Annotated in this window: 12 protein-coding genes; 5 read left to right on the forward strand and 7 right to left on the reverse strand. The window is 54.1% G+C overall.

Features of this window, described 5'->3' with window-relative positions; genetic code table 11:
- Positions 1-79 precede the first annotated feature (79 nt).
- Positions 80-1,117 carry a hypothetical protein gene (locus tag GOX88_RS09580; protein ID WP_170400927.1) on the forward strand — a complete coding sequence of 346 codons (1,038 nt, stop codon included), beginning with the start codon at positions 80-82 and terminating at the stop codon, positions 1,115-1,117.
- A gap of 306 nt (positions 1,118-1,423) precedes the next feature.
- Here the strand turns inward: GOX88_RS09580 and GOX88_RS09585 are convergent, their stop codons facing one another.
- From GOX88_RS09585 to GOX88_RS09600, 4 genes are all read right to left on the reverse strand, one after another.
- The gene (locus tag GOX88_RS09585) at positions 1,424-1,777 is read right to left on the reverse strand and encodes a phosphate-starvation-inducible PsiE family protein (RefSeq protein WP_170334894.1); all 354 of its coding nucleotides are present in this window, start codon (positions 1,775-1,777) and stop codon (positions 1,424-1,426) included.
- Between the two features lie 160 nt (positions 1,778-1,937).
- The gene (locus tag GOX88_RS09590; RefSeq protein WP_170400928.1) at positions 1,938-2,726 is read right to left on the reverse strand and encodes a transporter; all 789 of its coding nucleotides are present in this window, start codon (positions 2,724-2,726) and stop codon (positions 1,938-1,940) included.
- 40 nt (positions 2,727-2,766) lie between these two features.
- Complete coding sequence (locus GOX88_RS09595) at positions 2,767-3,777, reverse strand: DUF1254 domain-containing protein (protein ID WP_170400929.1); 1,011 nt, start codon at positions 3,775-3,777, stop codon at positions 2,767-2,769.
- Positions 3,778-3,794: 17 nt separating this feature from the next.
- Complete coding sequence (locus tag GOX88_RS09600; RefSeq protein ID WP_170334888.1) at positions 3,795-4,850, reverse strand: DUF1214 domain-containing protein; 1,056 nt, start codon at positions 4,848-4,850, stop codon at positions 3,795-3,797.
- A 479-nt stretch (positions 4,851-5,329) separates the two neighbouring features.
- Between GOX88_RS09600 and GOX88_RS09605 the strand changes: the two genes are divergently transcribed.
- The 3 genes from GOX88_RS09605 (at position 5,330) to GOX88_RS09615 (ending at position 8,648) form a co-directional block, all read left to right on the forward strand.
- The gene (locus GOX88_RS09605) at positions 5,330-6,403 is read left to right on the forward strand and encodes an AraC family transcriptional regulator (RefSeq protein ID WP_170400930.1); all 1,074 of its coding nucleotides are present in this window, start codon (positions 5,330-5,332) and stop codon (positions 6,401-6,403) included.
- Positions 6,404-6,549: 146 nt separating this feature from the next.
- Entirely contained in the window at positions 6,550-7,218 is a 669-nt protein-coding gene (locus GOX88_RS09610; protein ID WP_367646869.1) for an outer membrane protein, read from the forward strand.
- Between the two features lie 254 nt (positions 7,219-7,472).
- Entirely contained in the window at positions 7,473-8,648 is a 1,176-nt protein-coding gene (locus tag GOX88_RS09615; RefSeq protein WP_170400931.1) for an alpha/beta hydrolase, read from the forward strand.
- Between the two features lie 388 nt (positions 8,649-9,036).
- On the opposite strand, the gene GOX88_RS09620 is transcribed toward GOX88_RS09615, so the two are convergent.
- Positions 9,037-9,954, reverse strand: coding sequence for a LysR family transcriptional regulator (locus GOX88_RS09620; protein WP_170400932.1), 918 nt, complete (start codon positions 9,952-9,954; stop codon positions 9,037-9,039).
- Between GOX88_RS09620 and GOX88_RS09625 the strand changes: the two genes are divergently transcribed.
- Positions 9,942-11,999: a CocE/NonD family hydrolase gene (locus tag GOX88_RS09625; RefSeq protein WP_170400933.1), complete on the forward strand. Its 2,058-nt coding sequence runs from the start codon at positions 9,942-9,944 to the stop codon at positions 11,997-11,999. The genes GOX88_RS09620 and GOX88_RS09625 overlap by 13 nt on opposite strands.
- A gap of 301 nt (positions 12,000-12,300) precedes the next feature.
- On the opposite strand, the gene GOX88_RS09630 is transcribed toward GOX88_RS09625, so the two are convergent.
- Together GOX88_RS09630 and GOX88_RS09635 are read right to left on the reverse strand one after the other, a co-directional pair.
- Positions 12,301-14,193 (reverse strand): type IV secretory system conjugative DNA transfer family protein, encoded by a 1,893-nt coding sequence (locus tag GOX88_RS09630; RefSeq protein WP_170400934.1) that lies wholly within the window; start codon positions 14,191-14,193, stop codon positions 12,301-12,303.
- Positions 14,186-14,344, reverse strand: coding sequence for a DUF4177 domain-containing protein (locus tag GOX88_RS09635; RefSeq protein WP_170400632.1), 159 nt, complete (start codon positions 14,342-14,344; stop codon positions 14,186-14,188). Before GOX88_RS09635 ends, GOX88_RS09630 begins: the two co-directional genes overlap by 8 nt.
- Positions 14,345-14,346 lie beyond the last annotated feature (2 nt).

Raw genomic sequence — 14,346 nt, forward strand, 5'->3', positions numbered from 1 at the left:
CCCGGTCTGCCTGATGAGCGCGCCAACGCTCTGAGCAGATCCATCACTGAGTTATCCATCAACTCGCAAAGGAAAAACTATGGTTTCGCGTACAGACTATCTTTTGAACGAAGTCAAACACTTCGCACCCTATTCCCAATTCGATCAATCCGCCCCGCGCGAGGATCGCGTTTCAGAGCAGATCGACATCATCATGAAAGAGCAGCAGGCGATGGGCTATGATCGTGCCGCCATCGCTTCAAAGAGCTTCGACATCGAGGACCAGGCCAACCGCCGTGTTGACGAACATACGGCGCAACAAGATCTGGTCGAAGAACTGAAAATCGAATTGGAGGCTGCGGAGCGGTCGGGGGAGCCGGTTGATCTGAACGATATGCAGGCTTTGGTTTCTCAGCACATGAACGATGCTCAGGAATACGACCTGTATCACCCCTACTATTCGTCCCTTGCGGATCTGTCCGGCGACAAAGGTTTTCAGGATTCCGACGACTACCAGTCGCCCGGTGATCGCTATGTTCAGTATATGCAATCCGCTCTGGGTCAGGCCGGTTTCGAGAACTACGAGCAACAGACCAAGGACATCGTAAACTCCATCGAAAACATGGAGGCGCTTGCCCGAGAGGTTGAAGATCCGCACTTGCGCGCCGCAATGGACGTGCAGATCGGAGAGCTGAAGGGCGATGTTGCCGAGCTGCGCCCATACGACACCGACCTGCAGGCGTATACTGTTGCCGACGACAGTTACACCACATCCATGAATGCGGCCGAGTTGGACAACCTGGACCCGTCCGAGGCCGAAAAATGGCTGGCAGTGCGTGACGACATTGTTGCAACCGCCAACAGCTTCGGACTCGATGGAAACAAGTTCCTGGCTCGCTACAACAATCATGACAGCGTTTCAGTCGGCACCACGGCGACTTGGCGAGACGCGGACATTTCCACCGCTGCCGCCCACTTTAACAGCCAAGGTGTTCCGGACAGCTACGAGCGCGCCGAGGCCGTTGTCGGTGAGCTGCACCAAGTTTCATCCAGCAAGATTGCCGCCGTGGTGCAAGAGATTGCCCATACCCGCGAACAGGCTACCCACGTCCATGAGTATGATGGACACAGTCTGTAATTGCCGAGCAGAAGGTATTTATTGATGCAACAGGGCTAAATTCAGGCTCGGCGCAAAACAGGGCGGGATGGAATCTTCCGTACAGGATTTTTGGAAAACGACCCTTCGCTGCCGTTGACGTGTGCGACCGCAACGCGGACAAAGGGAACTTTCACCGGGCAGGTGCCAAGGTCTGCTTCCGGATTTCTTTAAGATTTTCGAGCGTTTCTTCTTTGGCTGAATAAGGAGGCGATTGCGGCTTCAAAAAAACACTAATGTCGGCGATCTCGCTTATGCCAGCGTCGATACAGGCGTCCTTTGAAATATCTACTTGCCACGCCACAGCAACCAATACGTGACACCAAACGCCAGACCGAGTCCAGAATACCCAACGAAATACAGCGGCTCCAGGTCCGTCGTATCGAGTGTAATGACCTTTCTGGCAACGGCCATCAGGGCAGTTGCAACTACCAGCTTCACATGTATGACATCGGCCGTCAGGTAGAGCGTGACATTCGTGTAAATCTCGATAGCGATCAGCACAACAAGCGCGGCCGCAAAAACCTCCAACAGAACACTGACGTCAAGAATCAGGACCGGTGGACTTACAAGCTTGATGTAGAACGAGTAACCGGCGTCGATGACGGCAAATCCGATCACAACGACCATGAACAAAGACATCACCCGAACGGCGTGTCGAATGAGCCGATTGCAGCTTCTGACAATCAGATCCTAATGGTCAGGGTCAAGCTCGACATGCGCTTGCGCATTGCGTTGCATCTGATCGGCCATCAAGACCTCCCTATTTTCGACGTTTCATAAAAAGTTCTTCAGCCAAACGTCAGCGCCCTCTGGGCAAGACGACCTGAGCCTGCAAACGCAAGCGAACGCCTTCGGCACCCACTTCGGGCGCTTCGAGCCAATAGCCCGCCCCCGCTTGCAGATTGACCGGCAGCGCCCCCCATTGGACCAGCTTGGAGACCGAAGCGTTTATAGGCACAGCCCAGGCATCAGTTTCCCAGTCATAGGCGCTTTCGCTTTGCAGCGAATAGGTCCACGCGCCTTCGGTGGAATAAGCAAGAAAGGGCTGGACAAAACTCACATTCGTGGGGGTGTCGGGGTTGCTTTCTAGATCCCACAGATGATTGGCCAGCGCACCATAGGTCCACGGACCGGTCTGTCGCAGTGCAATGCCGGTGATCCCAGCAGCCCATGTATCACTCGATACGTCGCTAAAGGTTGGAAAGCGCACAACGGGACCCACGCCCCACGTTATGTCCCCGGTTCCGATTGGCGAGAACCACGCAGAGAAAAGGATATCTCCGAACCCCTCCTGGCGTGTGCCCGGCACAACGTCTTCCTGCCAGATGTAAGGAATGATAGTTCGGGTGATCAGGTTAAGGTCATCGTTCAGTTGAAAGGGCACGACTGGTTGAAAGTTCAGCGTGGTGCGCGAGCCCTGATCAGAGACGCCCAGATTTTCATCATGGTTCAATTGAAACGGAACCGAGACGATTGCCGCAAGCGGGTTGGCCAGTTCCTGGGCCAGATCGGATGCCTCGTCTGCAACGGTTGTGGTTCCGGCACTGGCTGCAAAAAGCAGCCCCATAAGAGTATGGGATCGACGCATAGCCGTGTACTCCTTTTGAAATGCAGGTTGGGCGAGTGGCCTAGTTGATCGGCTCCAACTTCGGGAAGGTCCAATTGCCGTTCAGGATTGCATCCTCCGGCTCATAAAGGCGGATCGCATAGTTCCAGCCCGAAGTGATCGGCAGACAGTTCACGCGGCCATCGTCGCACCCACCGAAATGCAACGTGACCGAGCCGTCTTCTGCTGCTTCGGCTGTGTAACCGTTGTAGCTGTTTACGCCCAGATCATTGGCTTCCAGAAAGCCGTCACCGTTATAGACAGTCACCGACCAGAACGCCCGAACCGGCACATCCTTGACGGTTACCGCATGCGGTGTTTCGCCGTCATTCTGATCGACCGCGTCCAACAGATAGATCGCGGCCTCAGGCGGAAGACCGCCCCAACCCGAGAACGCACCGACCAGAAACTGAACCGGATCAATCTCGTCCTTTGTTCTGCCAAAGGCGCGGGCTAAATCGGTGCCCAGCAAGGATAAATCGTTTATCGCCTGACGCGCAGTGGCAAGTTGTTCGGTGTTCCAGTTGGGCGCGTCAAACGGGCCCGTTCCACCGCCGCTGACGACAATTCCATCCTGTGCCGCTTGCGCGGCGGCAATATCATCCGGGTCAGTCACATCGACGAATGTGCGAAACGCGATGAAACCAAAGCGCGTACCAAGGTCTTCCTGTGTGATTTGATACGTGCCGGGCTCTGCCTCGGCATACATGAAGTGGTCCTGATTGATGACATGCATCGAGATATAGCGGCCATCCGCTTTAGGCAGTGTCACTTCGACGGGTTCGCTCAAATCCAGCAGAATGCCGGAGTAGAGCGTGTCCTGGTTCATGCGGATGACGGGCTGGTTATCCGGTGTGGTGGCTTCGCGCATATGCCCCAATTCGCCAACAGCGAGGCCGAGATTGGCCATGTTGGTCCGAAACATGTGATCTGTCTCGGCGCGCACAAGGGTGTCGACGGTCACATCGACCATGTCTTCGGCCCAAACGCCTGTCGGGAGTGTAAGCGCGACTGTCAGAAGAAGCTTTTTCATCGTAAGCATCCTGTTGTTCAGTTTGCGGGTTCTACGGAGGGGAAGACCCAGCTTCCGTCGATGACCTCTGGGCCCGGCTGATAAAGGCGCACGGCATAGTTCCAGCCATCCATGATCGGGAGACAGTTCACACGTCCGTCGTTGCAACCGCCGAAGTGCACGGTCACACTGCCATCGTCATTCTTGGTGCCTGAGACCGAGTTGACCACATACGTGTCGAGGGAATTGAGTTCAAAAAACCCGTCTGCATTATAAAGGCTCACGGACCAGAATGCGTTCACTGGCACATCCGCCGGGACCTGGATTTTGTATTCCCCAAGCGGCAGGCCGGGCTCGATATTAAGATAAAAGGCCTCGTCTTCTGGCAGCCCACCAAAGCCGACTGCTGTGCCAAGGAAATGGCGTAATGGGTCTACATGATCTGCCTTACCAAAAGTCCGGACGCTGTCTGTGGCGAACCTGCCCAGCTCAATTGCGGCTTGGCGCAGCGCCTCAAAGCTCTCCGCGTCGTAATTGGGCATCTCGAAGGGCGTCGCGGAGGCAGCATCAATGGTGAACCCGTCCTGAATTGCATTGACCGCCGCAACATCCTTGGGGTTCTCGGCATCCACCAGTATTCTCATGAAAACAAGTACGTAGGGGGTATGGAATGTACCCATGTCAAGCTGGAACACACCGCCACCGTCGAACACTTCATTGATGAAATGATCCTGATTGACCACCATCGTCGTCATGTATCGGTCGCCCACATCGGGCAGAGTCAAGGTTGCGCCTTGGCTGATATCAATAACCGCAACGCTGTAGAGCGTGTCGCGATTCATCCGAATGGTGGGCTGATTGTCGATGGGGGTGGGTTCTTTGAAGTGAAAGAACTGATTTACGCCTCCGGCCAGGCCATTGTACGTCTTCAGTTCATTGTCTGTAGCAGCCCGAACAAAGTTGTTTATGGTAATGGGCACTTCATATGTCTCAGCAAGTGCATCGACCGTGGTATCAAAGCTCTGAGCGGTCGCTGTGCTTCCAATCAGGACAGCTAAAGCAGCAAGTTTCCAGCGTTTGTGCGTGAGATTCATAGTTTGCCCGCTCCACTAGCCAATTACAGAAATGCATTGCTTGATGGTCCCGGCACCTGATCAAAAGCGCATTCTCACGCCTCTCATTTTGTTGTTTTTTAAAATGCTACAATTGGAGCCTTGGCCATCTCTCTCCAACAAACCACAAAGTTCGAATGTATGCCCTGACAGATTGGAGCGACCGCTTCCGAAAACTGGTTAAAAATGACAGGTAGCGATAGCGTTTCGGCCAACAACTAGAAACTCTCTTTGCATATTGACCCGACGGCGGTCCTATTATTCGTGTGGTGATGTCAATCTCTTAGAGCGCACTCTCTGCGGGTAGCGTGGTTCAATTCGATTGAGCCCCTACCAGCGGGCACCTGACTTTTTTACCTCAAAAAGTGACTTCCGCTTTGACGCAGGTCAGGGACACAGAGCCGCGCTGGTCTATGCTTGACGTGCCCGACCTTTCAATTGCGGGGTCTTAAGGAGCTATGATGACAGGGCATGACGCACATGCTCAACACAGAACACCGCCGCTTACACGCGGGCGGGTTATCGTGCCGCTTTTGCTTGCGTTTCAAGAATCCGGTCAATCTGTAGAAAGTCTCCTAGCGGAATTCGATCTATCCTTCTCGGAATTGAACGCTCCGAGTTGTTTCATTCCGCACGACACTGTCTATGCCGTGTTTGAAGCCGTCGCACAAAAGACATCCCCAGACTTTCCAGCACTTGTTGGTCAAACTTCAGATCCGACCGTTGCATCCCCATTCGGACAGGCCTTTCGCGTAGCAAAGTCGCTGGCCGATTTCATTGCCAGGTTTTGCGTTCATGCGGGAAACAACACAAACGCGGTCACCATGACACTCGATGTCTCTGGAGAGTTCGCCGTGCTGTCCGCCAAACGCAGGTTCACGCCATGCTGTTCGCCCGCCTATATGGATGCGTTTCAGATCAGCCGATGGGCTACGTTGCTGCATGAAACCGCAGGTCAGCGTTGGGAAGCAAATAAGGTTCTTGTGCGTGTGAACCGTCCTGATCTGCTCCCGTCTTACTTCTACGGTATCCGGGCGGTAGGTGCGGGCTCAGACGGGTATTCCATCCGCTTCCCAAGTGCCTGGCTTTTGTTTGAACTGGTTAACCGAACCGCGACCGAGTACGTGTTGACCACTCAGGACGAAAAAAACCCTGTACCTACAGACTTGTTGAGTTCGATCCAAAGCGTTGCCAACTCAAGGGTCGGGCGCACGGACTTGTCGGCTACGGCGCTCGCCAAGGCATGCGGTTTTCGAGGCGCGGTTCTCAACCGACGGCTTGCTGCCTATGGGACATCACTGTCGCGCATCGTCATCGAAGCCAAATGTGACCAGGCGAAACATCTGCTTTCCAAGTCTGAATTGTCGGTGGGCGATATCGCTGATCATTTGGGATACTCTGACGCGACGGCCATGACACGGGCCTTCAAGAAATGGACGGGTCAAACACCGTCAGAGTTTCGCGCCCGTGAAATGAATAGCGTTAAGGCATCTGTTCCGATACTCGACCCGGTCGAATGCGATTGTGAAACGTAACAGGACAACGGCGCGGCCCATCTTTTGCCGCGCCTCGAACTCGGGATAGGCAAAGGGGGGAGCGGGCCATGGCGTGCTTAAAAATACGGTGTATCGCAAGCAGTTTTCTGGTTGCGGCGACGATACTGCCCGGCGGATCAACAGCAGTGGCACAGGACTCCGACTGGAGTTTTTCCGGCAGCTTCTACATCTACGCGGCGGACACCAAGACAACCATTGGATCGCTGGAGTCGGAACTCAGCTTCAGTGAAGCGGTTGAAAACCTTGATCTGGCATTCATGGGTACACTTGAAGCGCGAAGTGGCCGGTGGTCGCTGATCGCGGACTACATGCGCACAGACCTGTCCTTTGACAATGACACTCCCGGCCCGGTGTTCAGTGGCGCTGAAACCAGTCTGAAGACGCAGTTTTTAAGTGGATATGCCGCTTACACGGCCTATCAAGACCAAAACCTGGCCGTCGATCTCGGTGGCGGGTTTCGCTGGTTTGAGACGAGCAGCACGATCACTCTGGTCGGCGGCCCCACCCCGGCACCAAGTTCCAGTGCCAGCGACGATTGGATAGACCCTCTGATTGCGGCCCGTATCCGGTATCAGATCAATGACCGATGGTCGGCCGTTGCCTTGGCCGACTATGGTGGATTTCGCTCAGATCGCGAAACCGCACAGTTTTTGGCAACGGTAGGTTATGCGATCGCTCCAAAGTGGAATTTGCGCGCAGGTTATCGCTACATCATGGTCGACAAAGGTGAAGTTGACAGCAGGTTCAAGCTCTCACAATTCGGACCCGTGTTGGGTGTGACCTACAGCTTCTGAGTAAGGGCATTATGCGAAAGGCGGCCATGCCGAACACAAACAGGTCTGTAGTATCGAAGTTGCGCCAAGGCGCGAGCAGCGGTGCCGACATGCTTGGGACCGACAATTGCAGCCGGATGCGAACAGTCGGACAAAGGCAATTCAGAAAAGGAACGACGAGGCGACTGATTGCCAGAGCTTTGCCTGCGGCAACCGTGTGTTCGTTCTGTGTCCTCGCTGCCTGCGGGCCAAACATCTATGACGAAATTGAACTGATGCCCTCCCCAACGGTCTATGCCGAGGCTGCTTTTGACCCTTACAAGGACATCACGGAAGACAATTTCGTGCAGCGTTCGCAGCTATTCTACGCTACAGATCGGCTGCCCGCGGTTCCCGGCGACCCACAAGCCTATTACAACAATGAGCGCGGTCACATTCTGCGTACCGGCATTGCCGAAGTGCAAAGCAACCCCCCATTGGCGACGTTGAAAAAGCTTCGCCACGTTACCATGACGCGCGACCGCGCTAAGGACTACACGCTCAGCTTGTCTGACGTACAAGAGATTGGTGTCATGCCGTTCAGTGTCACGCGCTACATGAACGATCCACCTTCGCAAAAGGAGATGAAGGCAGCCGGACTTCGGTTTGCCCAATGGATTGACGATCACCTTGCAGCCTCTCGCAACAAAGACATTTTCATCTATGTCCATGGCTACAATGTCGATTTTGATTACTCGACCCTTGTCTCCAAAGAGTTGCAACACTTTCTGGGCTATCAGGGCGCCTTCATCAGCTACAACTGGCCCGCTACACCCAATCGCTTGGCGTATTTTCGGGATCAGGAATCTGCATTGGCGACGCGCCGCAATTTGCGGTCTCTTGTCGAATACTTGTCGGCAAACACCAACGCCCGGCGCATTCACCTTATAGGATACAGCGCAGGCTCAAGGCTCGCATTTGAAGCCGCCTATCAGATTGCTTTGCGGCCTGGGCCAAAGCCGCGGCTGGGGCAGTTGATCCTGATCAGCAGCGATCTTGATCGAAGCTATTTCTTGCAATCAATTGAAGACGGCCTTCTGGATGCCGTTATAGGTGTGACACTCTATCAATCGCAGACCGATTCAGCGCTGGCGATGTCACGGTTGGTCTTCGGCCGCGACCGTCTGGGTCAAGTTTCCGATGAAGCAATAAATGGGTCTCTGTTCCAGCGCCGACTGTCTGAGATGAAAACCCTACATATCATCGATGTGACCGAGGCCGAAGCAGCCGATACAGGAAACGGGCATTGGTACTTTCGGTCTTCGCCCTGGGCCAGCAGTGACCTGTTCATTTCTCTGCTTACAGACCGAGATCCTCAAGCGCGCGGGCTTGTGCGTGCTCCGGGCGAAGCTGTCTGGAGTTTTCCATCGAATTATCCGCAGACACTGCAACGCTTTCGAAATGGCAGCTAGTACTGGGACTCCAGTGGGTCAGAACCATTAGAACCAGTTTCTGGATTTAATCTATGAGCCTGACAACGCACCTAGAATGCTCAACGCAAAGCTGACGTTCGAGCAACGCGCAGCATCGGTAGAAGTGGGCTCAAACCAGACATTTGACGCTTTCTGTCGGGCTTGCGGTCGGTCCCAACGTGGTTAACGGCGGCTGTGCGGACAAAAGTGTCAATTCGCTGCGAGCGCACCAACGTCAGCTATGTGGGCAAATCGACTGTGCGCAATAGATCATGTCGACAATCAAGAAATAAAATATGTACGAATTACATCCTTCGATTTCCTGCCAATTGACGGTGTATAGGGAATTGATGAACTTAGTTTGGCAACAAAAAAGAAACGCTGATCATCAGCTTTGGCTACCGGCCTCGGCTTCCAGTGCATTCATCACCGCCGTTGCTTCTTTGTACGCCATGTCAACAAAGTCGACCAGATACTGCTGGTTTCCCTTCGTGGGATAGACGAGCCAGAACGGGACCGCCACGCCATTGTCTGGTTCGAGGCATTTGATGAGTTCCGGAAATCCTGCGGCGACGCTACAGGGCAAAGGCGCAAATCCAACACCATTGCGAACCGCAGACAATACTCCCTGTAGGGTATCGCACCGCAAGACAATCTTGGATTGCGCAAACAAACCTTCCGCCCAGGCCCGGACGATTTGTGGCCCAACCGAATGCTCAAAAAGCACGCATTCTTTGCCCGACAATTCACCAGGGTCCATCGGTGTCGGCAGATCGGTCAGCTTGTTCTGATTGGCATAGAGTGCCCAACTCACATCACCCAGGTGATGATACGTCAATTCCGCCTCATCACCTTTGTTGCCATGACGAAACGCAATATCCGCTTCACCGGCAACAAGATCCAGCGGTTGGTTGGTCAATACAGTTTCGAACACAACCTCTGGCGCCGTTTCACCATAGCGGGACAGGAGCGGGCTAAGGATGCGCTCAAACACTTCAACTGTAGATGTCACGCGAATGACCTTGGACGTAACGGATTTTCGAATTTGGGTTGCGGTACTGTCGAACATTTCAAGGGCGCGCTTAACCTGCGCTGCCTCACCGGAGAGTTTTCGAGCCACCGACGTGGGATCAAATCCACGCGGACTGCGCTCGAACAGGGTCAACCCCAAGGCATGTTCCAAGGCGTCAATACGTCGGCTTACGGTTGGTTGCGAAAGACCAAGCACGTCTGCTGCTGCACGGGTCGATCCGGTCTGCATGACCGCCAAAAAGGCCACAATATCATCGGGAGATGGGCGCGGCATGTTATTCAATCCTGAAGAACGTTCATCCTTCTTGGCCGTATCACAACTACCGGCTGACGGGCTACAATTTTCCACGTGATGGGCTATGGCGTAACCGGAGAGAACGCATGATTTCAAAGACATTGATAGCGTTAATCTTTTGCCTTGGTGCCACGGCCAATCCTGCGGTGGCGCAACTGGCATCAGATCAGATGTTCAGCCATCCGCTGACGGCACGCATCGGAAATGATCTGACAACCATTTACCCGATTGACCGTGAAGCGACAATGATCGAGACCATCATGATCCCGGTTAATGACAATGGATCAGGAACAACCGAACTCTCCGCCAATGTCTTTTACCCCAAGGATGCGGGCCCTGTTCCTGTGATCGTCAGCCTGACCGCCTATGACAAGGATATCGGACCAAGCCGTTATGTGCATACGGCGCGCGGCAATATCAACCGGGAGATCGGGCTTAACCTCGGTGACATGAATATCAGCGATGTCGCCCCGTTCGAAGCTGCTGATCCCGGTTACTTCGTGCCGCACGGGTACGCGGTGGTCATCATTGATGCTCCGGGAACCGGGAAATCGCCTGGTACGGAAGATCCTTTCAGCCAAGCAACGGTTGACGCGTTCAAGCAGGCCATCGAGTGGATTGCCCGTGGCACGGAGAATGGCGGGCCCGGTTGGTCAAATGGCAATGTCGCAACGCAAGGCACATCTTATCTGGGTATCATCCAGTGGTTGGTCGCGGCGACACAGCCCAAAGGTTTGGATGCAATGATTGTCTGGCAAGGATCATCTGACATCATTCGCGATGATCTGTTCAATGGTGGAATTCAGGAAACCGCCTTCATTCCATATTGGCTCTCGGGGAAATCAGCCGCGTTTCAGGATCCTGACACCAAACCTGAATTTGGCCTGACTTTTTCAGAGATCCCGCTGGATCTTGTTCCCGACCTGACTGAATTTGAAATCCCCCCGATCCTGGATGTCGAGAACATTGCAGTACCAGCGCTGGTCGCTGGTACGTGGAGCACTCAAGGCCTGCACTCCCGTGGTAGCTTTGAAGGTTACAGACGGCTCGGCATCGCAGGTGTCCCACGTTATCTGACGACCCATGGCAGGGAAGAATGGAGCGTCTCGAACCAAGATGAATCCCGTGACAAGCAGCGAGTGTTTCTGGACTGTTACCTAAAAGATGTGACGGATGCCTGCGAAGCACTGGAAAACGAACCAGTGCATGTCGAGGTGATGCATGGGGACAATCTCTTTCACGACCGGTATGTAGATGCTTGGCCTGTGCCGGGCACGGAATATCGCCGGTATTACCTCGACGCGGTCACCATGACACTTGGCGACAATGAACCTTCGAGCGCAGCTATCACTCAATACGATTCCGATGTTGTTGTCATTGATGATCCCGAAACAACCAATCCCCGTCTGATCTTCAGCCATACCTTTGAGGAACCAACCGAAATCGCCGGGTATTCGAAGCTACACCTGATCGCCTCACCGGACGTGTTGATGGATCCCAGAGCGCGCGATGATGACCCCAATACAGCCGTCGACATGGATGTATTTGTCGGATTGCGCAAACGCGGCGCTGACGGTGAAGTCCAGTACTTCATCAACCTTCTGGCCAGTGACAGCTTGTTTACCCGAGGCTGGATACGCGCAAGCCTTCGCAAGACCCTTGATACCTACAATGGGCATCCGGTCCCTGACTACCGGACGATCTATGCCTTGGATGAGGTTCAGAACCTCACACCCGGTGAGGCCTATTACCTGGAGATCGAAACTCTGCCAACCGCCGTTTACTTCGAAGCAGGTGAAGCACTTGAACTGATCATTGCAGGGTCAAATGTGAGCTTTACACCGCACAATCAGCATACAAAGTTGGTCAATGTTGGTGTTCATACGGTCTACACCGGTGGCAGTCACCCCGGAGAATTCCCGATTTCTTCACCGTATCTTGAACTTCCCATCGTCAAATTCGCGAGCACACCGCAGCCGATTGCCAAAGGGGAGCCGCTGCCAATCCTGCGCGAGGTAGACTGAGATCCCGGCTGTGAAGTAAATGGATCAGGTCCGCTTTGAGCGAACAATGTTCGTTTGTATAGTGCGCAGCATCAAGCAAAATGGGCTCTTTTCCCCTCTTCGCCGCGATCTGCACGAACGGCTGCAATCCGATTTAGACCCCATCAGGTATTTAAGGCCGTCGAGACGAGCGTCTGAATAACCTGGGAAACCGAGCCATGAACTGCAAGGAGCTAATTTGAGGTGGCCTTTCTTGTGCAGTTCAAAATTGCGTGGCTGATCACCGTGTTTTCACACGCGGATTGCTGAAACAGCACCCCCGTCAAGCGGAGGCACTACCTTCTGGCCGTTTGGCTCTCATTTTCTCCATCGCCATATCTTTCGCTGACCGGCTTTTCCGCTTTGCGACCGTGCGCTGTGCATCAAATGCCGCCTGAAGTTCCTGATCTTTTTCCGAAACCTCTATCACCGGGGCAGGGGCCGGTTTTGCTTCAGCCAGAGCCTTCGCTGTGTCCCTGGCTTGCTCTGCAGCCAGATCGAGGTGTGTGCCTCTGATCTTCGGACTATCGCCACCCAAGAACTGCATGAAATACGGATCTTCGAAGTATCGGATCTTGTTTGCAATCACCGGCATCTTGCCTTCGCGGATCAGCACAACCTCATTTTCAGGCAATCGGCCAACGTGTTCCGGCCGGAGAAGGCGAATGCCTTCCTCGCGTTCCGATATGCTGCCCATTTCCATTTTGCCGAGCGCCCGAGACTTCGATTTGCTCATGACTGTTTTGTCACCGATGGACCTGGACACGTGTTCGCGTACCTCTGAATCTTCGGACGCAGCAAACATTTGCGTGCCAGCGTTTGCCAGCATCGCCCGCACACCTTCATGCCCATAGATGTCCTGCAGGCGCGACAGCGTTTGCGAAATTACGATGATCCGGCCACCGAACGATCGCATGGTGTCATACGCTTCAACGACGCGCTCAAGATGGCCGAGGCGCTGAAACTCATCGAGCAGGATCAGAACCTTGAACGGCTCATCTTCGCCCGGCTCAACGGTTTCGATGGTGTTCACCAGATCGAGGAAGAATAGGCGAATGAGCGTCCGGAACTCTTTGACCTTCTTCCCTGGCACAGAAAAGTAGATCGAGGTGGGGCGCCGACGCAGATCCTCAAAGTTGATGTCATTGCCCTGCGTGGCTCTTGCCACAGACGGGTTGCGCCAGAGTTGAAGGCCGGAGTTGTTCATGACCGAAATCGTTGATCGCAAGATTTTGGATTCTTCGGCTGCAAGATTCAGGAACTCATCTGCAGCTCGCGCATATCCAACTTCTTCAGCCATCTTTTCATAGTCCTTTTGCTTGGTCGTTTTGACCAGGCGCAGGACTTCGGAAATGTACGGACGGTTTCGCTTGATCGCCAACATCGCCATTGCGCAGAACATGCCTTCGACGCCCCCCAAAAAGCCCTGAGCGGACGAGCTGGGCGTGTCGAACATCTGGGTTGCGACCTGAATCACTTCTTCCCAGCGTCGATCCAGATTGTCTGCGCGAGCTGCGCGTCTCAGCGGGTTATAGCTGTGGCTTTTTTCCGGGTTCTCAGGGTCGAACACAAAGACCTCATCACCCATGGCCGCCCGCCGTGCGCCGGTTGTGTGGAAGATCTCGCCCTTGATGTCCAGAACAACGCAGGAGCCGTTGAATCGCAGAATATTGGGGATCACAAAGCCGCTCGTTTTACCTGAGCCAGACGGCGCAATAAACATCGCATGTGGTTTCTGAACAGTCGGACCGGGCTTATAGTAGATCGCGTTTTTGTCTTTAGGCTGACCAAATTTGGCAAACACGATTTCACTATCCAGTTGGTCTTTGAGCCTCAGCATCGAAGCATAGCCCTCCTGGACGAGCTGAGGGGCCTTTGCAAAGGTCGCATCACCGTATTTCGTTGAGGGACCACGCAGCGCAGCCGCCACAAATGCAAAGGTCAAAACCCCCACCGCGACCACCGTCACCAGACCCATGATCTGCTGCGCCTCTGCAGGCTGCGCCATGAACTTTTCCGGTATCGCCCAGATGTCCAGCCCCCGGAAGCCTCTGGTGTTGATGTATTCGAGCGCCAGCCCGATCACCAACACCGCGCAAGCCGAGGTAGCGATAAAGCCCATTGTACCGGCTATCGCTACCTTCTTGCCTTTTGGGAGATCCTGAAACTCAGCCATCCGTCAGCTCACGCTTGAAAAAGCACACAAGGCCAAATTCAGCGCGGGCGACACCGACCATTTCCCAACCTTCACTCCCCAGCTTTGCGAACTTTACTTTCGCGTCGTCATGCTCCGAAAAGGGCACGTCTCGATACTCAAATTTCTTCATCT

Origin of the sequence: Ruegeria arenilitoris (assembly GCF_013030985.1) — a bacterium.
GTDB classification, from domain to species: Bacteria; Pseudomonadota; Alphaproteobacteria; order Rhodobacterales; family Rhodobacteraceae; genus Ruegeria; species Ruegeria arenilitoris_B.